Below are 21,677 nucleotides of genomic sequence, written 5' to 3' on the forward strand. Positions count from 1 at the left end.
CAATCAGGCAGGCTCGTCACAGGAGGATGCATGGCGCTGCGGCCTACCGGGCCGCCTCCACTTTCACCCGAGCGTTGGGGAACTCGCCAAACATCTCGGGCGCGTACATCGCCTCGACCCGGCTTGGCGGCAGCGCAAAGTCACCCACGTTGTTCAGGCGCACGGTGTATTCCATCTTGACCGTGCCCTTGGGCAGGTACTCGTAGTAGCTGCGGAAGGACTCGAAGCTGCGCTCCTCGAACGCGGGCCAGCCGGGGCCGGTGCGCGCCTTTTCGCCCTGCGTGGCGATGGCGGAATCGCGGCCCAGGCCGCTGCCCAGGATGGTGGCACCGCCCGGGATCGGGTCGGTGATGGCCACCCAGGTCATGTCGGCGCTGGCGTTCACCTCCAGCGTCACACGCAACACGTCGCCGCGTGTGTACTGGCCTGCGGGCAGCGACTTGTTGGCCTGCTCTACCGGCGTGATGGTCTTGGTGATGGCATAGCCCGCTGCAAACGGCGCCTTGAGCTGCACAGCCGCCACCGACTGCAGCGTGAGCCACGGCTTGCCGGGACCCTGGTGCGTGACGGCGAGCTGCTCCTTGCCACCTGTTTTGCTCCAGGGCAGGAACATGCCGTTGTTCTTCAGGTTGCCCGGCGATGCGGGCGCACCAAACCAGGTGACCTGGTGGGGCGCACCGGTCAGGTCGCTGGTCTTCACGCGCTCGACCTTGCTCCAGTCCACGCTGGCAGCATTGCCACCCATGCTTGCCTTGGTGGTGCCGGACACCGGCACGGCCTCGAACTTGGCACTGAATTTTTCCAGCGCCAGGCCGCCCCACAGGTTGGCCGTGGTGGTATGCCAGGCACCCGCCTGCTGGCGGCTGATGAAGCCGTTGGCCAGGCGACCCATGTCGTCCTTCCAGGCCGGGTCGTCCATCACGGCCAGCATCAGGCGCGCGGTGTTCACATCGCCGTTTTGCATCAGCCACCACCAGTAGTCGTCCTGCTCGGTGCTGAAGATGAGCTTGGTGCCCTGGAACGACAGGCGCGCGCGCAGGATCTGCTGGGCCTCTGCCAGGCGCTGGTCGCGCTGGGGCACGTCGGCCACGCGCTTCAGGACATTCACCCAGTCGATCACCGCATGCGTGGGCCACTGGTTGGGCGCGATGGTGATGCTGCTCACCATGCGGCCCTGGGCCTTGCCGTAGCGCGACAGCGCCTCGATGGCGGCGAGTTTGCGCATGTCCAGGTCCTTGCGCGGGCTCCAGAAGCTGCGCTCGATGCGGCCTTCGATGAAGGCGATCAGACCGCGCTCCATGGGTGCGCGCACGTCGTCGGGCAGCGCAAACGCGGGGTTGATGGCGGCCGCCTCGTGCGTGGCAGCCAGCACGTAGGCCGTGAGCGTGTCGCTGCCCCGGTTGCTGTCGCCATCGCGCGGCGGGAAGTAGTTGGCCAGGCCATCGCTGTCCAGGTAGGTGGGCAGTTGCGCCACCACGGTCTGCCACAGCGCACCGTCGCGCAGGCCCACGGCCTTGCTGGTCTTTTGCTCCAGGCAGGCAAAGGGGTAGCGCGCCCACCAGTCGCGCACGCCGGGCAGGCCTTCGGCCAGCTTGGGCTGCAGCGACATCTTCAGGCCGCCGCGCCCAAGCAGCGCATCGGCGGGCGGGTTCACATCCAGGTTGAAGCTGCCATCGACCTGCACCAGCGTAGCCTGCTGCACGGTGAGCGGCACGGCCGGGATCAGCTTCTGGCTGGCCTTGAGCGCGTCGCGCGCGCCGCTCACGGTGTCCTTGGCTTCGATCTCCCACAGGATGGCCTGGGCGCGGGTCTGCGCGAGCTGGGCGGGTGCGGTCACCGTCCACGCCACCTCGCGCGATTCACCGGCGGGGATGTCCACCGTCTGAGGCTTCAGGTCCAGCAGGGTGGCGCGTGGGGCCACCTCGACCTTCATCGCGGCCTTGGTGGTGTTGCGCAGCGTGAGCTGGGCGCGGAACTGGTCGTCCTCGCGCACCAGGGGCGGCAGGCCGCTGATGATCTGCAAATCCTGCGTGGCGCGGATGCTGGTGCTGCCGGTGCCGAACAGTCCGGTGGACGCATCGGCCACGGCCACGATCTTGAAGGTGGTGAGTGCATCGTTGAGCGGCACCGTCACCTTGGCCTGGCCGTTGGCGTCGAGCTGGATGGCGGGCTGCCACAGCAGCAGCGTGTCGAGCAGCTCGCGCGTCTGCGCCTTGCCGCCGCCACCGCCTGCGGGCACGGCCTTCTTGCCGTAGTGGCGGCGGCCGATGATTTCCATCTGCGCGGTCGATGTCTCCACGCCCCAGCTGCGGCGCTGGAGCATGGCTTCGAGCAGGTTCCAGCTGTTGTTGGGCATCAGCTCCAGCAGCGCCTGGTCCACGGCGGCCACGGCCACTTCGGCATTCGCGGCGGGCTTGCCGCCCGGCAGCGTGGCGGTGATGGTGACCTGCGCCTTGCCGCGCACGGCATAGCTTTCCTTGTCGGCCTGCACCTTCACATCGATCTGGTGGGCCTGCGTGCCCACGCGGATCTCGGCCAGGCCCAGGCGGTAGGCGGGCTTGGAGAGGTCCACCAGCGCGGTGGGCGCCTGGTATTCACGGCCTTCGTACCAGAAGGATGTCCACCATTCGCGCGGCGACTTGAAACCCCAGGTGAAGAAGCTGTACCACGGCACTTCGCGCAGGCGGCCGCGCAGGGCCAGCACGCTCACGTAAACGTTCGGACCCCACTCGGGCTGGATCTTGAGGCTCACCGTGGGGTCTTGCCCATTGAGCTGCACCACCTGCGTGTCGATGATGCCTTCGCGCTCCACCGCCACCAGCGCCGTGGCGTAGCGGAACGGCATGCGCACCTGGAATTTGGCGGTCTCGCCCGGCTGGTAGCTCTTCTTCTCGGGCAGCAGGTCGATGCGGTCGTGGTCTTCGCCACCAAACCACAGCTCGCCCTGGCGTGTGACCCACACCGACGAGGCCGCCACGCTGGTGTTGCCGTCCTTGTCGGTGGCCGTCACCACCAGCTCCACCTCGCCGGGTTCATCGAGCTTGGATTCGCACAGCAGCAGACCGCGTGCGTCGGCCTTGCCGCTGCACAGCGTGCCCAGGTCCTTGGTTTCGGTCTGGTTGTCGTAGCTGTAGAAGCCCCCCACCATGCGCTTGCGGGTGGTGGTGGTGATGCGCGCAATGGCCTGCACCTGGAGCGCGGTGTCGGGTGCGGGTTTGCCCGCGTGCTGCAGCGCCAGCGCCTGAAAGCGGATCTTTTGGCGGGCCGACACCCAGCCCTCGGTCTTGATGCCTGCCACCACGCCCGCAGGCCACAGGGCCTGCACGCTGCGGAGGGTCTGCACCTCACCGTTGGGATCGGCGTAGGTGGCTTCCATCACCAGTTCCTGCGGCTGGCGCGCCTGGGGCACGTTGTCGATGGTGAGCTTGCCCGCGCCGTCCTTGTTGAGGGTGAGCGGCAGCTTGTCGGCAATCACGCGAGCGTCCTGGCTGGCAGTGGCTTCTTCATCGTCGCTGCTGGCATTGGACGCATGGCGCTTGCGCGGCGGGTAAAAGCTGAACGCCTCGTAGTCGCTGTACTGCAGGGTCTTGCCGCGCACCATGGCCGACACGCGCACCGGCAGGTGGGCTGCGCCGCCACCGGCCACGTAGTTGATCTGCACATCGGTGGGCACCGAGCGGACTCGTACCAGCGCCTTCTTGTCGGCGGGCGCAATGCGGCCCTCCAGCACCGGCAGGCGGAACTCCTCGACCCGGAACTCGCCCGAGCCGAAGCTGCGTTCATTGTCCGCATCGTTGCGCAACTCCACCTGGTACACACCCAGCTTGGCGGCGGGCGGAATGGCAAAACTGCTCTGGGCACTGAGGCCACCGGTGGCGGTGCCCCGCCAGGCCAGCGGCTGGGTGAACTGCTGGCCGCTGCCCAGGTGGGTGATGACCAGGGTTTCAGGCCGCGCGTCGGGCAGGCCAAACCCCCTGCGGGTTTCGGTGCGCAGCAGGTGCTTCATCGACACGGTTTCGCCCGCACGGAACAGCGTGCGGTCGAAGATGGTGTGGGCCCGCTCGGTGGGGCGCGGACCGGTGTGGGTGGGCACGTTGAAGCGCCAGGGTTCGATGCCACGCTGCCAGTCGCTCCAGGTGAAGGCCATGTCCTCCACCCCGTCGGCCCCCTTGGAGCGCGCGCTCACAAAGTAGGCCTGGGTCCAGTCGTCGCCGCTGCAGGTGGGCGCCTGGGACGACAGCCCGTCGATCCGGGCCACGCCCTGGGCGTCGGTGGTGGCGCTGCCCACCTCGTTGCCCCGGCAGTCGGACACGCGCACCTGGGCGCCCTGCACGGGCTGGCCCTTGTCCAGCGTGGTCACCCAGGCCATGGCGTTCTCGCGGCCCAGCTTGAAGTGCACGCCCAGGTTGGTCACCAGCGCCGAGGTGCGCACATACATCGTGCGGCCCTCGCCGTGGCGGTCGTCCAGCAGCGAGGCGCCGAGCTTTTGCGACGCGATCTCTACCACATGGAAGCCGGGCGGCAGCGGGATGCCTACCACCTCGAACGGGCGCGGGTCGTTGTTCGCGGGTTTGGGCAGGTCCAGCGTCTTCACGCCCCCCTTGCCTGCCAGCAGCGACACCATGCGGCTCTGCACATGGCTGCGGTCGTCGTCCAGCACCTTGGGCAGTGGGCCGGTCACGTCCTGGCGCGCCTGCTTGCGGTCCACCAGGTAGTTGTCATAGCGCTTGACCTTGCGGAACCAGGCAATGATCTCGGCGTCGGTGCCGGGCTGGAGCGTGCTCACCTTGCCCGCAGGGGCGGCCGCACCGGGGGTGCCCGGCTGCAGGCCCTGCACGCGCAGGGCGGCTTCCACATTGCGCAAGGTCACCGGCAGCAATGCGGGGGGCTTGTCCGACGCGGGGCCTTCGGCAAAACGCTCGACGATGCCAAACGGCGCCGCCGCAAACTTGGCCAGGGGCGGCATGCCGCCGGTGGACACCTTGAGCGGGAAACTCTCGGCATTGCGCAGCGGGCGGCCCGAGGCGTCCTTGAAGTCCTTGGGCAGCTCCAGCGTGAACGCCGTGTTTTCGGCCAGGGGCGCGGCAAACTGCACGCTGTTGACCAGCGCATCGCCCTTCTGGCTTTCGATGCCGCCATCGGTCTGGGGCTTGAGGGTTTCCTTGGCCGACTTGAGGCGGATGGCCGTGGCCAGGCTGCGCGGCACCGGCGTGTTGAAGGACAGCTGCAGCGGGCGGATGGGCAGGCAGGCGGCCTGGGCGTTTTCGCGTTCGCAGCTGAACTCGGCCGAAAACGGCTCGCGCACCTTGAAGTCGAAGCGCTTTTCCACCGTGTTGGCCACGCCGCTGGGCGTGGCCACGCCCTTGCCAAACACGATCTGCATGCGCGAACCCGAGGTGAAGCGCCGGTTGCAGGCCAGCGTGGCGTACTGCAGTGGCTCCTTGGCCGCGCTTTTCTCCAGCCCCAGCGTTTTTAGTATCTCGGCACGCTGCGCGCCTTCGATCAAACGCACCGGCACGCGCTCGCCCACGCCTTCCATCGTGCACCAGACATTGGACTGGACGCTGGACGTGGTGGCAGGCCCATTGAGCTGCAGCACAAAAAACTGCTCTTCGTCGATCTGTTCGTAGGTGTTGGGGCGGATGACCTGCACAAACGGCCCACCGCTATTGAATTGATAGCTTTTAACGCCCGCCAGATCAGCCCCAAGGGCCGATTTGAACCCTGGTTTGACGGTGGCGGTGCAGCGCACGCCGGGCGGCAGGTCGCGCTCGAAGTCGAACACCCATTCACGCTCGCCCGTCCAGCGGCCCGTGCCTTTGGCCGCGCTGGCGTCGCTGCAGCTCAGGGTCAGTGGCGCCGGAGCCTTGGGATCGCCAAAGTTGACGGCTGCGGCATCAAACTTGGCCACCACCTGGCGCACCTGCGCCACTTCGCCCTGCGGCGAAAAGCTGCTGATCTGCAGGGCCTGCGCCCCCCAGGCCACCAGCGACAGGCTGGCCGCCAGCATCCATTGTTTTTTGTTCATTTTTCCCCTCCGAAGGAACCAGGGCGGACGTCCCCAGTGGCCCCGCGCGGGGAAGGGGAATTGCACGACCTGCGAGCGTAACAAAACGGCACCGCCGCCAGCGCAGCGTTGCAAGCGCTTACGTATGCCGACGGCCAGGCTGCCATCGGGCTTTGTCCCCCATGGACAGGCCCGCCCAAAGTGCGCACACTGGCAAAAAACCTGTTCCAAGCTGCTGCGTTGCGCGGCCCTCGCCCAGCCCAGCGCGGCCCACGCCAATCCACTGTAAGGAGATGCCATGAACCGCGTGCATTACGACAGCCACCAACTGGACGAGCTGGTGCTGCAGATGATGGAGACCGAACAGGTGGGCGAGCGGGTGTACCGTGCCGCCCTCGCCTGCGCCCACCTCCCGGCCCTGAAGAAGGAATGGCAAGGCTACCTGCGGGACAGCCAGGCGCACCAGGGCGTGGTGCGCCGCATGTGCGACGCGCTGGGCCTGGACCCGGATGCCCCCACCGCCGCGCGGGCCGTGACGCGGCAGCTGGGCGACACATGGGTGCAGGCCATCGGGACGGCCCAGCGCACTTGCGACCCGGACACCGCCCAGCTGGTGGCCTGCGAATGTGTGCTGCACACCGAAACCAGCAACCATGCCCAATGGGAGTTGTTGGGCCGGGTGGCCCGGGTGGCGGTGGGCGACGTGGGCCAGACGCTGAAGGCTGCCCACAAGGCCGTGGAGAAAAACGAAGAGCACCACCTGCACCACATCCAGGGCTGGCACCGCGAACTGGCCATCCAGGCGCTGGGCCTGCCCGCCGTGCTGCCACCGCCCGAGGCGGGCAAAAAAATGGGGCATGGCCTGGGTGGCACGCCCCGGGCAGAGCCGCAAGCGGCCCTGCACTGAAAACAAACCAAGGGGGAAAAGACCTGCAGGCCCCCTGCCCCGCGTGGGTCAGCCCGGCTGCGCTGCGGCGCCCCCCGGGGAATCAGCCAGCGTGGCCAGCCCCTTGCCGCCGTGTTTGCTGGCGTAGAGCGCGCGATCGGCGCGGTCCATCAGCGCAGGCAGCGCCTCCACCGCCGGGCCCTGGAACAGCGCCACCCCGATGCTGGCGCCAATCAGCACATGCTGACCGTTGTCGAGCCCGATAGGCGCCACCAGTGCTGCCAGCACCTTGTGGGCCATCTCCATGGCCGCATCGGGTGAATCCACCGCGTTGAGCACCAGGGCAAACTCATCCCCACCCAGCCGGGCCGCCGTGTCGTTAGCACGCGCCAGACCCGACAGGCGCTGCGCGACACGGACCAGCACCTGGTCGCCACTGCCATGGCCCTGGCTGTCGTTCACGGCCTTGAAGCCGTCCAGATCCACCAGCAACAGCGCACCGGCACGGTGGTCGCGGTAGGCCGCCAAAGCCGCCTGCGAGAGGCGGTCTTCAAACAGGCGCCGGTTGGGCAGCCCCGTGAGGCGGTCGTGGCTGGCCAGGGCCAGCACCTGCTGGTGGGCCCGCACCAGCCGCGCACTGAGCAGGCCCAGCACCAGCGCAAATGCATAGGCCAGCATCACCACCAGCGTGGGCGCACGGCCCGCTGCCGCCCAGCCGCCGCTGGGCACCGCCCCCAGGATCCAGCTGCCGCCCCCGGGCAGCGGCACATCGAGCGTGGCAGGCGCCTCGTCAAACAACTGGGGGCGGCCAATGAACACCGCGCCCTGCGCCCCCATGGCGTCCAGGCCCCGCGCCGCCACCTGGAAACCCATCTGCTCCGTGTTGAGCCCCACATCGGCAAACAAGGTGTCGGCATTGACCGTGAGCGACACAATGCCCCAGTACTGCGGCCCACCCACGGGCGGCCGCTCGGGCGGGTGGGCCAGGAACACCGGCGTGCGGCTGATGATGCCCAGCCCGCCCTGCACCAGGGGGATGGGGCCCGCCACCACCGTGCGGCGGGACTGGATGGCCCGCTCCACCGCCCCGCGCTGCTGGGGGTTGTCGAGGTAACGCAGACCAATGGCTCGCTCGTTGCCCACGCGCGGATACACATCGGCGATCACGTTGTCGGGCGCCAGCGCCAGATTGCGGATGTTGCGCTGGTGCTCCAGCAGGCGACCGACCACGGTGGCAAAAATCTCGGGCGCCATGCTGCCCTGCGCGGCGATGAAGGCGGCCACCGTTTCGGGCACCGACAGGGTACTTTGCAGTTGCCGGTCCAGCCGGTCACGGATCTGCAGCAAATGGCTTTGCGCCTGGGCCGCGATCTCGGCCCGCGCCTTGGTGTGCGAGATGTCGATGACCACCCAGGCCAGCAGCGCAGCCAGCGCGCCGCTGCATGCCCCCACCACCAGGGGCAGGTACCGATGCTGGATCCAGTTGGAAGGAAGGCGGCTGGTGGGCATGGGGGAAGAAGGAGTGCAAAAAAACGGCCCCATGCACACCGAGACTACGCCCGGAGCGCGGAAGCCGGGCACAGCATAAGCGAACACGGCTTGCGCGGGGCTTGCCGCCCCGCCTGCTTACTGCGCCACGAAGCCGCTGGTCTTGATGATGCGCGCCCAGGCCTCGGTGTAGGCCTTCTCGCGCGCAGCCAGTTGCTGGGGCGACATATGGCCCACCGTGAGGCCCATGGCCGTAAGGTGGTCGCGCACATCGGGCTGGGCCACCACCTTGGCCAGTGCGCTGGAGAAGTCGGTAATGAACTTCTGCGGCGTGCCGGTGGGCGCATAGATGCCGTAGTACGGCAGGTCTTCAAAGCCCTTGAGGCCCATTTCGTCAAACGTGGGCACGTCGGGCATGGCAGCCTGGCGCTTGGTGCCCAGCACGCCCACCACACGCACCTTGCCGGCCTTGTGGTTCTCCATGAAGTCCTGCACCGAGGCCACGCCCGCACCAATCTGGTTGCCCAGCATGTCAGCCATCATGGGTGCACTGCCCCGGTAAGGCGCCGAGACCAGGTCCAGCTGGTACTTCTGCCCGATCAGCTTGACCAGGAACTCGGGCGTGGACGCCGGGGCGGGAATGCCCACCGCGCCCTTGCCACCACCCGACGCCTTAAGCCAGCCCACGTACTCGGTGAACGACTTCGCAGGCGTACCGCCCGAGACGGCAAACGCATTCACAAAGGTGGCAAAACCGCCCACGGCCACGAAGTCGTGCGCGGGGTCGAAGCCGGGGTTTTTCACCACCTGGGGCAGGATGGAGATGGTGTGGTCGTGCGTGAGGAACAGCGTGGTGCCATCGGGCGCCGAGGCCTTGAGCGCCTGCGCGGCGATCTGGCCGCCCGCGCCGGGTCGGTTCTCGACCACCACAGGCTGGCCCAGCACGTCCTTGAGTTTTTCGGCCAGCGTGCGCGCAATGGCGTCGGTGCCGCCACCGGGCGGGAAACCCACCAGCAGGCGGATGGGCTTGGCCGACTGGGCCGATGCCAGGCCCACGGCCAGCGCAGCGCCCACAAAGGCTCCAGTGCGCACCAGGCGGGACAGCAGATTGCGGCGGGAAGTCTTTGTCATGGCGGAACTCGTTGATTTGAATGGGGTGTTTGCGGGGCGCGACCGTACAACAAGCACGGTTCAGGCCAGCGGCAGCCGCGCAAGGGCCGCCCCGCCGCGCTGGCTGCGTCCCCCTTCCCGAATTGCACAGCAATTCGAGAGAAGGGGGATGGCGCGCAGCGCCTCAGGGGGTTGACTCATTTTTCCAGGCGTGCGCGGTGGCGGGCCAGCTGGGCGCGCACCTGCGCAGGCGCGGTGCCGCCCAGCGTGTTGCGCGCGTTGAGCGAACCACGCAGGCTCAGGCACTCGTACACGTCTTTCTCGATGGCCGGGTGGAAGCCCTGCAGCACGGCCAGGGGCAGCTCTGACAGGTCGCAGGCGTGCGTGGTGGCCGCCTTCACTGCATGGGCCACCGTCTCGTGCGCGTCACGGAAGGGCAGCCCCTTCTTGACCAGGTAGTCGGCCAGGTCTGTCGCCGTGGCATAGCCCTTGAGCGCGGCCTGCTCCATAGCGGGCGCGTTGACAGTAATGCCGCCTTCCTTCTTGCCCGTGGCGGGGTTCAACTGACCGCCCACCATCTCGGCGAAGATGCGCAGTGTGTCCTTGAGCGTATCCACCGTGTCAAACAGCGGCTCCTTGTCTTCCTGGTTGTCCTTGTTGTAGGCCAGGGGCTGGCCCTTCATCAGCGTGATCAGGCCCATCAGGTGGCCGACCACGCGGCCGGTCTTGCCGCGCGCCAGTTCGGGCACGTCGGGGTTCTTCTTCTGCGGCATGATCGACGAGCCCGTGGTGAAGCGGTCCGCAATCTTGATGAAGCCGAAGTTCTGACTCATCCAGATGATGAGTTCTTCGGACAGGCGGCTCACGTGCACCATGCACAGGCTGGCCGCGGCGGTGAATTCGATCGCGAAGTCGCGGTCGCTCACGGCGTCCAGGCTGTTCTGGCACACGCCCTCCATGCCCAGGGTTTTTGCCACGCGCTCGCGGTCCAGCGGGTAGGTGGTGCCGGCCAAGGCCGCGCTGCCCAGCGGCAGCACATTGGTGCGGCGGCGCACGTCGGCCATGCGCTCGGCGTCGCGCTTGAACATCTCTACATAGGCCAGCATGTGGTGACCAAAGCTCACCGGCTGGGCCACCTGCAGGTGGGTGAAGCCGGGCAGGATCACGTCCACGTTCTGTTCGGCCACATCCACCAGCGAGACCTGCAGCTCTTTCAGCAGGTCGCCAATCAGATCAATCTCGCCGCGCAGCCACAGGCGCACGTCGGTGGCCACCTGGTCGTTGCGGCTGCGGCCGGTGTGCAGGCGCTTGCCCGCGTCGCCCACCAGCTGCGTCAGGCGGGCTTCGATGTTCAGGTGCACGTCTTCCAGATCCAGCTTCCATTCAAAGGCGCCGGATTCGATCTCCTGCTTGATCTGCGCCATGCCGCGCTGAATGGACACGTGGTCTTCGGCACTGATCACCCCCTGGGCCGCCAGCATCTCGGCATGCGCCAGACTGCCCGCAATGTCGGCCTGCCACAGGCGCTTGTCGAAGAACACGCTGGAGGTGTAGCGCTTGACCAGGTCGCTCATAGGCTCGGAGAACAGCGCCGACCAGGCCTGGGCCTTGGTGTCGAGCTGGTTGTGGGACGGCGCAGAGTCAGCGCTGGTGGCTTGGGCTTTGGACATAAGGAGGGCAATAATCCGGAAGTTCAGACACCCGGACTACCCGGGCGCCGCAATGCAAAACACGCAAATTTTATCGACCCAGCCCCCGCTGCCGGATTCTGCCCCTCCGGAACGGTCCGCGCGCAGCGTGCGGGCCGCTGCGGGCGCCGGGCCAGGCGGGCAGCCGCCGCGCGGTCGGGCCCTGGTGTTTGATGCCTGCCAGGTCGGTGTGGTGCTGCGTGCTGTGCTGTTTGTGGAAGCGGTGGTGGGCGTAGGGGCCATGTATGGCGCCAGCAGCCCGCTGCAGTGGCTGGCCAGTCTGGCGCTGCTCACGGGCGGCGCACTGCCCGCCACGCTGGTGTGGCTGATCACGGCCTGCAGCCTCAAGACCGTGCTGCAGCGCCTGTCCACCGCGCAGCAATATGCGGCAGGTGTGCTGCTGGGGGCGCTGGCCGGCGCTTACGGGTGCGGCATGCTGGCGCTGGTGGGCATGGCTGCGTCGCCCCCCTGGCTGGCCAGTGCCGCCACGGGCGCCCTGCTGGCCGCCATGCTGGTGGCCGCGCTGGTGCTGCGCGCACGGGGACGCACCCCGGCAGCCACCACGGCGCGCCTGACCGAGCTGCAGTCGCGCATCCGTCCACACTTCCTGTTCAACACCCTCAACAGCGCCATCGCCCTGGTGCGCGAAGAACCGGCCAAGGCCGAATCGCTGCTGGAAGACCTCTCCGACCTGTTCCGCGTGGCCCTGGTGGAGCAAGGCGAATCGGTCACGTTGGCCGAAGAGATCACGCTCGCGCGCCGCTACCTGGCCATTGAAGAGGTACGGTTTGGCAAGCGCCTGCAGGTGCAGTGGAACCTGGACCCACGCACCGACGCCGCCCGCCTGCCTCCGCTGCTGCTGCAGCCGCTGGTCGAGAACGCCGTCAAACACGGCGTGGAGCCCAGTGCGCGCGGCGGCAAGCTGCGGGTGCTGACCGAGCTGCGCGGCAGCCGCGTGGTGGTGCGCATCACCAACACCCTGCCCCCCAAGGATGGCCGCCATGGCGCGCCGGACGACGGCGGTGCGAGCAGCAGCAAGGGGCATGGCATTGCGCTGGCCAATGTGCGTGCGCGGCTGGCACTGCTGCACGACGTGCAGGGCGAATTCACGGCGGGCGTGCAGGACGGCCTCTACCAGGTGCGCATCTCGCTGCCGGCGCCCGAGCCCAAAAAGAACCCCGGCCCCCCCTCCCGCGCACGGCACCCCGTGCGCCGGGGGGCGCCACCGCTGCGCCGGGGCGCGGTGCCCGCACCTGACGAGCATGCGCCCCTGGACGACCACCCACCCTTTGACCGCCCATGAACATCCTCATCGTTGACGACGAAGCCCTGGCCCGCAGCCGCCTGCGCACCTTGCTGTCCGACTGCACGGACACCCAGCGCATCACGGTGGCCGAAGCGGCCAATGCGGGCGAGGCGCTGGCGCAGCTTGGCCCCACGGGCGGGCGGGCGTTTGACCTGGTGCTGCTGGACATCCACATGCCGGGGCAGGACGGCCTGTCGCTGGCGCATGCGCTGCAGGCCCTGCCCCAGCCCCCGGCGGTGGTGTTTGTGACGGCCCATGCCGACCACGCGGTGAGCGCGTTCGAACTGGACGCCGTGGACTACCTCACCAAGCCCGTGCGCCGTGAGCGCCTGCAGCAGGCGCTTGCCAAGGTGCAGCGCAATGCCCGCGCCCCAGCACCAGTGGCTGCGCCCAGCGTGCCCGAAGGCGAAACCCTGCTGATCCAGGACCGGGGCCGCACCGAGCGCCTGCCCCTGGCCGAGGTGCTGTACTTCAAGGCCGAACAAAAGTACGTGACGGTGCGTACCCCCACCCGCAGCTACATCATGGACGGCTCGCTCAGCGAGATCGAAGCCAAGTTCGCCCCCCGTTTCATGCGCATCCACCGAAACGCCCTGGTGGCCCGCCGCGCCGTGCGGGCGCTGGAGAAACACTACGACCCCGAGGAGGGCGAGGGCTGGGCCGTGCGCCTGCAAGGCTCCACCGAACTGCTGGCGGTGTCGCGCAGGCAGGTGGCGGCAGTGCGGGAAGAGCTGGCGCGGTAAGTTGGATAGCCTTTTAAGGCCTCACCGCGCGACCATCATGCGTTTTTTGCTATTTAATTTATAGCAAACGCGTACTTTTAGGTCGGCGCTCAGTTGCGAGTTGGCCCAATGCAAACACCCCCACCGGCGGGGTAGTGAGCCAACGCAGCACATAGGTACGTTGCGCGAGGCCATTGGCAATGCGTGCGGCCTGCTGCTGTTCGCCCACCAGGCGGGCCTGCAGCAGCGGGTCGCTGGTGCCGGTGGCCGCCACGCTTTTGTTGATGACCCAGGCCCAGGGCTCGATGTGGGCGCGGCGCAGGTCGTCCTGCAGCGCTGCCGCCTGGCTCACGGGGGTGACTTCGGGTAGCGTGACGATGACCACATGGGTCATGTCAGCGTCCTGCAGCCGCATGAGCGGGGTGATGATGTGTTTGGAGTTTGCGCTGCCTTCGTACTGCTGCGTCATCTGCCGGTGGTAGGCGCCGGTGGCGTCCATCAGCAGCAGGCTGTGGCCGGTGGGCGCCGTGTCCAGCACCACAAAGGCGCTGCGCGCTTCATTGACCACGCGGCTGAAGGCGTGGAACACGGCCACCTCTTCAGTGCAGGGCGACTGCAGGTCTTCCAGCAGCAGGGCGCGGCCCGCGTCGTCCAGCGCCTTGCCCCGCGTGGCCATGATCTTGTCGATGTAGGCCTGGGTTTCGGCCTGCGGGTCGATGCGCCCCACTTTCAGCCCCGGCAGGCTGCCGTCGAGCTGGCTTTGCACGTGGGCAGCCGGGTCGGTGGTGGTGAGGTGCACGCTGTGCCCGCGCTGCACCAGGCCCACGGCGAGCGCAGCAGCAATGGTGGTCTTGCCCACGCCGCCCTTGCCCATCACCATGATGAGGCCGTGGCCCTTGGCGGCCAGCGCATCGGCCAGGGACGAGAGGGGTTCGGCCTGCAACGACGCGACCGCAGCGGCAGAGGGCGCGCTCAACGGCACCTCGCCGCCGCCCAGCAGGGCCCGCAGCGCGGGCAGACCCACGGTGTCAAAGGCCCGCAGGGGTACCTCGTCACGCGGCAGCTGGGCCAGCGCATCGGGCATCTGGGCCACAGCCTGCTGGCCCAGGGCTTCGATGGCATCGGCCACGGCGTCCTTCCCCGGCCGACTGGCATGGAACACGCCGTTGATAGCCAGGCGCTGGTTGGCCAGGCCCAGCGCACGCAACTCCAGCGCGGTGCGTGCGGCCTCCTGCATGGGGCGGGGGTCGGGACGGGTGACCAGCACCACGGTGGTCAGGGCCGGGTCACTCAACGCGGCCAGGGCGGCGTTGAAGCGGGCCTCCTGCATCTTCAGGCCCGAGTGCGGGCCCAGGCACGAGGCGCCCCGGTCGTTGCCCGCCAGGAATCCGGTCCAGGCCTTGGGCAGGCTCAGCAGGCGCAGCGTGTGGCCGGTGGGCGCGGTGTCGAACACCACATGGTCGAACACGTGGCCGATGGCGCTGCCCTCGCTGGCCAGCAGCGCTGCAAATTCATCGAACGCCGCAATCTCGGTGGTGCAGGCGCCCGAGAGTTGCTCACGCACCGTCGCGCGCTCGTCGCTGGTGGCCGTGGCCTCCAGCTGCGCCAGCACGCGCTGGCGGTAGGCCTCGGCGGCCGTATCGGGGTCGATGTTGAGCATGTGCAGCCCCGGCACCCCGGGCACGGCCACAGGCTGGTTGGACAGCGGCACGCCCAGCATTTCATCGAGGTTGGAGGCTGCATCGGTGCTGACCAGCAGCACCTGCCGCCCGGCGTCTGCCAAGGCAATGGCCGCAGCTGTAGACAGCGAGGTCTTGCCCACGCCGCCCTTGCCCGTAAAAAACAGAAAACGCGTGGGCTGTGCGAGCAGGCCCAGGGTGACGGTGGCGGCGTGTGTGGAAGTCATCTCACCAGAATGGCACAACCACCTGGCGCGGCCTTGAGCCAGGTCAAGGGCGTCAATGCGCGTGCGCCGCCCCGCTCACCAGCGTGACGATCACCATGCCTGCGATCAGCCAGGCGATCTGCGCGATGGTCTCGCGTGCCGTGAGGCGCTTTTGCAGCTGGGGAATCAGGTCGGCCAGCGCCACATACACAAAGCTGCTCGACGCCACAGCCAGGAAGTACGGCAAGAAGTCCTGCAGCTGCCCCACCAGGAAGTAGCCCACCACCCCGCCCAGCGCCGTCACCGCGCCCGCCAGCGACACCTTGACCAGGGCCATGCGGCGGTTGGGGCTGGTCTGGCGCAGCACCACCAGGTCGCCCATGTGGTGCGGCACCTCGTGCGCCAGCACCGAGACGGCAGCAATCACCCCCAAACGGATATCGGCCAGGAAGGCCGAGGCGATCAGGATGCCGTCGCCAAAACAATGCACGCTGTCGCCCGTCAACACAGCCCAGCCGCCCGAGCGCGGGCCATGGTGGTGGTGCGCATGGCTATGGCCATGGCCATGGCCGTGGTGGGCATCGTGGGTATGCCCATGGCCGTGGGCATAGTCCTGCGCGGCAGGCGCAGAGTGGCTGTGCTCATGCCCGTGGTGCCACAGCTCGGCCTTGTCGAGCAGAAAGAAGAACACCACGCCCACCAGCAAGGTGGCAAACAGGTCGTGCGCGCCCGCCTGGCTCTCGAACGCCTCGGGCAGCAGGTGCATGAAGGCCGTGGCCAGCAGGGCCCCTGCCGCCAGGCTGAGCAGGTGTTGCGGGCCCACACCATCGGCCCGACCGCCCAGGCCCAGCCGCATGAGCAGTGCGGCCAGCCACACGCTGCCAATGCCTGCGGCCAGCGTGGCCAGAATGATTGCTATCAAAGTCATAGCTAATTGCGCTTTATAGACAGGCGCCAGGGCCTATTTTCTTTCAAAAAACCACACCCGAAATCGCGATAAAAAAGCCGCCCCCGTTGGGGGGCGGCTGCAGTCGGCCCACCGGCACAGGGCCGGATCAGGTCGCACAGGAGGGTCAGACCACGCCCTGCGCCTTGAACCAGGCCAGCGCGCGCTTCCAGCCATCCTCGGCCGCTTCCTTGCGATAACTCGCGCGGTAGTCGGCATGGAAGGCATGGGGCGCGTCGGGGTACACCACAAATTCCGATGCCTTGGCCTGCGGCGAGCCACCGGCCAGGGCAGCTTTCATCTTATCAACCGTGTCAAGGGGGATGCCGGTGTCTTTTTCACCATACAGACCCAGCACGGGCGCCTTGAGGATGGGGGCGATGTCCACAGGGTGCTTGGGCGTGAGTTCGCTCGCCTGGCCCACCAGGCGCCCGTACCAGGCCACACCGGCCTTGACGGGGCCATGCGCGGCATACAGCCAGGTGATGCGGCCGCCCCAGCAAAAGCCGGTGATGCCCACCCGCGCAGCGTCGCCACCGTTGGCGGCGGCCCACTGCACGGCGCCGTCCAGGTCGGCCATCACCTGGGCGTCGGGTACCTTGGAAACCACCTCGGCCATGAGCTTGGCGATCTCGGTGTACTGCGAGGGGTCGCCCTGGCGCGCGTACAGCTGGGGCGCAATGGCCAGGTAGCCCGCCTTGGCGAACCGGCGGCAGGTGTCGGCGATGTATTCATGCACACCAAAAATTTCCTGGATCACCAGCACCACCGGCAGGCCTGTCTTGCCCGCTGGTGCCGCGCGGTAGGCGGGCACCTTGAAGCCATTGACCGTGAAGCTCACCTCGCCCGCCGTCAGCCCATCGGCCGGTGTGGCAATGGCCGTCTGGGCCATGATGGGTGCGGCGGCAGCCGCGTAGCCCAAACCCAGCGCCGCCTGCAGCGCGGTGCGGCGGGTGGCGCCCGCATCGGTGGTGCGGCCCGGCAGCAGGGCATGGGCGTCGGTGTGGAGGTCGTCATTGAGCATGGGGTTCTCCGAAAAAGGGGGGCCAAGAAAGGGACGAGCCCCGCAGTCTAGGGCTTGTTGCGGGGTTTTGCAGGCCGCCTGGCGGCAGCCCCCGGGGCGTGCCTGCGGGCTGCACCAACCGCCCCGCTGGGGTTTACCGCAGGGCGGCATTTTCGGGTATCGAAATTGGGGCAGCACTGCTAGACTTTCTTCGAACCGCCCGGCGCCTGCCGCGTGCGCCCCCACCAACCCACCCCGTGCCCCCCAGGTAGCCCAGCCCCTCAGCCCCTCGCCGCGACTGCCCACCGCATGCACCGCACCACGCCACCCACCCTGCCGCGCGGACACCTGCTGGCGTTGCTGGTGGCGGGGGTTTGTGGTGCTGGCGGCCTGGCCCTGCTGACCTGGGCACTGGCCAGCCGGTCCATGGACCTCGCAACCCGCATTGCATCCACGGCCGCCGGGGCCGGGCTGGTGGCCAGCGCATTGCTGTCATGGTGGCTGGTGCGGCAGGTGTTGGCACTGCGCGCCACGGCCAGCGAGGCCCAGGCAGCCGCCCGGCGCGCCAGTACCCAGCTGTCGGCCACGCTCGACATCCTGCCGGACGGACTGGCCATCTACGACGCTGACGACCGCCTGGTGCTGTGCAACGCCCAGTACCGCGAGGTGAACACGGGCACCTCGATGGCCGTCGAATACGGCACGCTGTTCGAGGATGTGCTGCGCCGCGCCGCACGCTCGGGCCACATTGTGGACGCGCGGCCCGACGTGGACACCTGGCTTGCCCACCGCATGGCCCGCCATCGCGCCCCCGAGCTGCCTGAAGTGCAGGAGGTCGAGGGCGACCGCTGGATGCGGATCACCGAACGCCTCACCGAAGGAGGCGGCGTGGTGGTGCTGCGCGCCGACATCACCGATGTTGTGCACAAGGAGCGCGCCCTCAAGCAGGCGCTGCACGATGCCGAGCGCGCCGAACGCAGCCTGCGCGAGGCCGTCAATGCCATGCCCGCCGGGCTCGAAATCTACGACGAGAACGACCGCCTGGTGCTGTGCAACGACCAGATGGCACGCCTGCGCCCGCACCTGCCGGTGGCGGAGTCGCTGGGCAAGACCTACGAAGAGCTACTGCGCGCGGGCCTGCGCCATGGCATCCCCCAGGAGGCCAGCGGCCAGGAAGAGCTGTGGCTGGCGCACGAAATGGCGCTTCGTGGCCACCGGCCCGGCCCGGAGGTGCGCCACTACCCGAATGGAGCCTGGATGCACATGCACGAAAGCCGCACGCCCTCGGGCATGACGGTGGTGGTGCGTCTGGACATCAGCGACCTGATCGAGCAGCGCCACAAGGTCGATGCCGCCCGGCAAGAGAACCAGCGCATCCGGCAGCTGCTGGAGCGTGCGGTCGAGGCACTGCCCGTGAGCATCGAGATCTTTGACGAGCAGGACCGCCTGGTGCTTTTCAACCAGCAGCTCTCACGCATGTACCCGCACATGAACTACGCAGAGCATCTTGGCAAGAGCTTTGCCGACATCCTGCGCTACTCGGTGGAGCGGGGCCTGATCCCCTCGGCCCAGGGCCGCGAGGAAGCCTGGATCGCCGAGCGCCTGTCCGAGCACGGCAGCCGCACGTCCACCCTGGTGCAGCGCCTGGCCGACGGGCGCTGGATCAACATCTACGAAACCCGCACCCCCGAGAACTACGTGGTGGCGGTGCGCCTGGACATCACCGACCTCATTGAGCAGCGCCAGGCCCTGGAGAGCGCCCAGGAGGCCGCACAGCAGGCGCGCCAGCTGCTGCAGGACGCGGTGGAATCCCTGCCCGAAGGGTTCGCGCTGTTCGATGCCGACGACAGACTGGTGGTGTGCAACACACAGTACCGCAGGCTCTACCCCATCTCGGCGCCGGTGATCGTTCCGGGCAGCACGTTCGAGCAGATTGCTCGTTATGGCGCCGAGCGGGGCCAGTACCTGGACGCCGTGGGCAACGAAGAGAAATGGGTCGCCCAGCGCGTGGCTGACCACCGCGCGGCCAACCAGGCCGTGCTGCAGCGCCTGCCCGAGGGCCGCTGGCTGCAGGCCGATGAACGGCGCACGCCCCAGGGCGGCATTGCCGGTGTGCGCACCGACGTGACCCAGCTGGTGCGCAAGGAGCAGGAACTGGCCGCTGCCAACGCCAAGCTGGCCCTGCTGTCCACCACCGACGGCGTGACCGGCATCAGCAACCGGCGCCGCTTTGACGAACGGCTGGCCGCCGAGTGGATGCGCTGCGGCCGCCACCACCTGCCGCTGGCCGTGGTGCTGATCGACATCGACCATTTCAAGCTCTACAACGACCACTATGGCCACCTGGCGGGCGATGAATGCCTGCGCCGCGTGGCCCAGCTGCTGCAGGGCAACATCCGCCGCGCAGACGAAATTGCCGCCCGCTATGGCGGCGAAGAATTTGTGCTGCTGCTACCCGACGCCACCGTGGCCGACGCGGTGACGGCTGCCCAGCGCTGCATGGACAGCCTGCGCGAAGCCGCCCTGCAGCATCCCCGCTCGCCCACGGCGCCCATCGTCACGCTCAGCGCGGGCGTAGCCAGCATGGTGCCGCGCCCCGGAGCCCAGCCAGACAGCCTGGTGAAGGCCGCCGACGCAGCCCTGTACCGCGCCAAACATGGCGGCCGCAACCGGCTGGAGGTGTTCGACGAGGCGGGCTGACACTGGGGCCCAATGCGCGAGACACGCCGCCTGCAGTGATTCTCAAGGCTCCCAGCCTGGAACTCTTCAGGCCTGGGCAATGCCCTCGGTGGGCGTATCGCAGTAGGCATGCCGGGCCAGTGCCGAGGCCAGCACCACCGAGGGGTTCACCAGCGAGATCCCTTCCAGCCGGGGGTGCTCCGAGAGCGCCAGCGGAATCTCGGTACAGCCCATGATCAGCGTGGACACGCTGTAGCGCTCCTGCAGCGCAATCGATACGGCTTCAAAGCGCTGGCGCGCCAGCGGGTAGTTGCCCGCTTTCACACCCTCGTAGATGCCCTGCATCAGCTGCTCGCGTTCATGGTCGTCGGGCACAGAGCAGGCAATGTGCGCCCGCTCCAGCTCACGCTGGTAAAGGCCTGCGTCGTAGGCGCCGCGCGTGGCCAGCAGCCCCACGCCCTGCACCTTGCGCGCCGACAGCTCGGCCACCACCTCCTGCACGCCGTGCAAGACCACCATCTGCGGAAACCGCTGCTGCAGGATGCCGTGCCACGCGTGGGCTGTGTTGCAGGCAATCGCCACCACCCGCGCCCCCAGCGCAGCCAGCCGCCCGGTGGCCTGCAGCATCGGGTCTGCGGGCTGGTGCGCGCCGGGGCGCGTGTCGTTCAGCGCGGCCGTGCGGTCCGGGATGGGCACCTGCGCCAGCCAGTGCTCGGGGTAGGCCTGATCACGCACCGGAATGCCCAGCACCTCCATGCGTTTTGTGCAGGCCTGCACGAACAGGCGCACAAAATCCGCCCCGGCAGCCGGGCCCATCCCGCCCAGAATGCCCACCACCTGCGGTGTGTGTGGGGGGCTTGCAGACACCAAAGACATGCGCGCTCCGGCTTATTGGGCGGGCTTGTCGCTCTGCGCCACCAGGTTCTCGCGCAGCTCCTTGCTCATGGCCAGGTTCAGGTTCTGGTTGCGCGGCGGCACGGGCGACATGAACCACTTGGTATAGAGCTTGTCGAATTCGCCGGACTTCATCATCCCGCCGATCACGCCGTTGACCAGCGCCTGGAACTGCGGGTCGTCCTTGCGCAGCATGCAGGCGTAAGGCTCCACCTGCAACGAATCACCCACCACCGTCCAATCGGCCGGGTTGCGCTGGTTGCCCATCAGGCCAAACAGCAGGATGTCGTCCATCGCAAACGCCTCGGCCCGGCCACTGTCCACCAGCAGCACGGCGTCGTCATGGTCCTTGCCCAGCACGATGTCCAGGTCCAGGTTGTTGTCGCGGCTGTATTTGCGGATCACCTGGGCATTGGTGGTGCCCGATGTGCTGGCCACCTTCTTCCTGGCCAGGTCGGCGTAGTTTTTGACACCCGAGGTCTTCTTGGTCAGCAGCCGGGTGCCGGTGTAGAAGTGGTTGATGGCGAACTGCACGTCCTTGGCCCGTGCCGTGTTGTTGGTGGTGGAGCCACACTCCAGATCGATGGTGCCGTTGGTCAGCAGCGGAATGCGGTTCTGCGAGGTCACCGCCTGCAGCTCCACCTTGATGGCCGGGTTGTTCAAGCGCTTCTTCACCGCATCCACCACCGCGTTGGAAATATCCACCGAGAACCCCACGGGCACGCCCGGGCCCGCCAGGTAGCTGAAGGGCACCGACGACTCGCGGTAGGCCAGCGTGATCTTGCCCGTATCGGCAATCTTCTTGAGGGTGTCGGCACTGGCCACGGTGCAGGCCAACAGGCCGACCGCCACCAGGGCAGCAGAAGTGACGACGGAGAGCTTCATGGGGATCCCTTTGCAAAAAAGCAGGTAAACGGGTGAATGAAAAAGCAGAACGCAGAGGCACTGTAAAAACTCGCGGCGCCGTTGAACAATTCATTCGCGGGGGTGCGTCATGATGAAAAGTTATGGCCCTTTTGCGGTGCACAACACTGCACCAAATTGCCCCAGTGCGCACCATTTG

13 protein-coding genes are annotated in these 21,677 nt (G+C 67.8%); 4 read left to right on the forward strand and 9 right to left on the reverse strand.

Features of this window, described 5'->3' with window-relative positions:
* Positions 1-43: 43 nt before the first annotated feature.
* The gene (locus AC07Z7_RS16455; protein ID WP_494766923.1) at positions 44-6,028 is read right to left on the reverse strand and encodes an alpha-2-macroglobulin family protein; all 5,985 of its coding nucleotides are present in this window, start codon (positions 6,026-6,028) and stop codon (positions 44-46) included.
* A gap of 277 nt (positions 6,029-6,305) precedes the next feature.
* Here AC07Z7_RS16455 and AC07Z7_RS16460 point away from each other — a divergent pair, with 277 nt between their 5' ends.
* Complete coding sequence (locus AC07Z7_RS16460; RefSeq protein ID WP_494766924.1) at positions 6,306-6,914, forward strand: hypothetical protein; 609 nt, start codon at positions 6,306-6,308, stop codon at positions 6,912-6,914.
* Between the two features lie 48 nt (positions 6,915-6,962).
* Here the strand turns inward: AC07Z7_RS16460 and AC07Z7_RS16465 are convergent, their stop codons facing one another.
* The 3 genes from AC07Z7_RS16465 to argH all read right to left on the reverse strand — a co-directional run bounded on the left by AC07Z7_RS16465 (position 6,963) and on the right by argH (position 11,161).
* The gene (locus AC07Z7_RS16465; protein ID WP_094285442.1) at positions 6,963-8,402 is read right to left on the reverse strand and encodes a diguanylate cyclase domain-containing protein; all 1,440 of its coding nucleotides are present in this window, start codon (positions 8,400-8,402) and stop codon (positions 6,963-6,965) included.
* Positions 8,403-8,519: 117 nt separating this feature from the next.
* A complete protein-coding gene (locus AC07Z7_RS16470) occupies positions 8,520-9,512 on the reverse strand; it encodes a Bug family tripartite tricarboxylate transporter substrate binding protein (protein WP_494766925.1) in 993 nt (330 codons plus the stop codon).
* A 176-nt stretch (positions 9,513-9,688) separates the two neighbouring features.
* Positions 9,689-11,161, reverse strand: coding sequence for an argininosuccinate lyase (gene argH, locus AC07Z7_RS16475; RefSeq protein ID WP_494766926.1), 1,473 nt, complete (start codon positions 11,159-11,161; stop codon positions 9,689-9,691).
* A gap of 52 nt (positions 11,162-11,213) precedes the next feature.
* Here argH and AC07Z7_RS16480 point away from each other — a divergent pair, with 52 nt between their 5' ends.
* Entirely contained in the window at positions 11,214-12,482 is a 1,269-nt protein-coding gene (locus tag AC07Z7_RS16480; protein ID WP_494766927.1) for a sensor histidine kinase, read from the forward strand.
* Positions 12,479-13,228 carry a LytR/AlgR family response regulator transcription factor gene (locus tag AC07Z7_RS16485; RefSeq protein WP_094285438.1) on the forward strand — a complete coding sequence of 250 codons (750 nt, stop codon included), beginning with the start codon at positions 12,479-12,481 and terminating at the stop codon, positions 13,226-13,228. The genes AC07Z7_RS16480 and AC07Z7_RS16485 overlap by 4 nt, the downstream gene beginning before the upstream one ends.
* A 58-nt stretch (positions 13,229-13,286) precedes the next feature.
* On the opposite strand, the gene arsA is transcribed toward AC07Z7_RS16485, so the two are convergent.
* From arsA to AC07Z7_RS16500, 3 genes are all read right to left on the reverse strand, one after another.
* Complete coding sequence (arsA, locus tag AC07Z7_RS16490; protein ID WP_494766928.1) at positions 13,287-15,113, reverse strand: arsenical pump-driving ATPase; 1,827 nt, start codon at positions 15,111-15,113, stop codon at positions 13,287-13,289.
* Positions 15,114-15,165: 52 nt separating this feature from the next.
* On the reverse strand, positions 15,166-16,020 hold the full coding sequence (locus tag AC07Z7_RS16495) for a ZIP family metal transporter (RefSeq protein ID WP_494766929.1): 855 nt from the start codon (positions 16,018-16,020) through the stop codon (positions 15,166-15,168).
* A gap of 145 nt (positions 16,021-16,165) precedes the next feature.
* On the reverse strand, positions 16,166-17,062 hold the full coding sequence (locus tag AC07Z7_RS16500) for a dienelactone hydrolase family protein (protein WP_063461260.1): 897 nt from the start codon (positions 17,060-17,062) through the stop codon (positions 16,166-16,168).
* Between the two features lie 288 nt (positions 17,063-17,350).
* Between AC07Z7_RS16500 and AC07Z7_RS16505 the strand changes: the two genes are divergently transcribed.
* The gene (locus AC07Z7_RS16505; RefSeq protein WP_494766930.1) at positions 17,351-19,741 is read left to right on the forward strand and encodes a sensor domain-containing diguanylate cyclase; all 2,391 of its coding nucleotides are present in this window, start codon (positions 17,351-17,353) and stop codon (positions 19,739-19,741) included.
* Positions 19,742-19,807: 66 nt separating this feature from the next.
* Here AC07Z7_RS16505 and AC07Z7_RS16510 read toward each other — a convergent pair whose 3' ends face one another.
* Both AC07Z7_RS16510 and AC07Z7_RS16515 read right to left on the reverse strand, forming a co-directional pair.
* Positions 19,808-20,596, reverse strand: coding sequence for an aspartate/glutamate racemase family protein (locus tag AC07Z7_RS16510; RefSeq protein ID WP_494766931.1), 789 nt, complete (start codon positions 20,594-20,596; stop codon positions 19,808-19,810).
* 12 nt (positions 20,597-20,608) lie between these two features.
* The gene (locus tag AC07Z7_RS16515; RefSeq protein WP_494766932.1) at positions 20,609-21,499 is read right to left on the reverse strand and encodes an amino acid ABC transporter substrate-binding protein; all 891 of its coding nucleotides are present in this window, start codon (positions 21,497-21,499) and stop codon (positions 20,609-20,611) included.
* Positions 21,500-21,677 lie beyond the last annotated feature (178 nt).

Source organism: Acidovorax sp. GW101-11A03 (assembly GCF_059424825.1).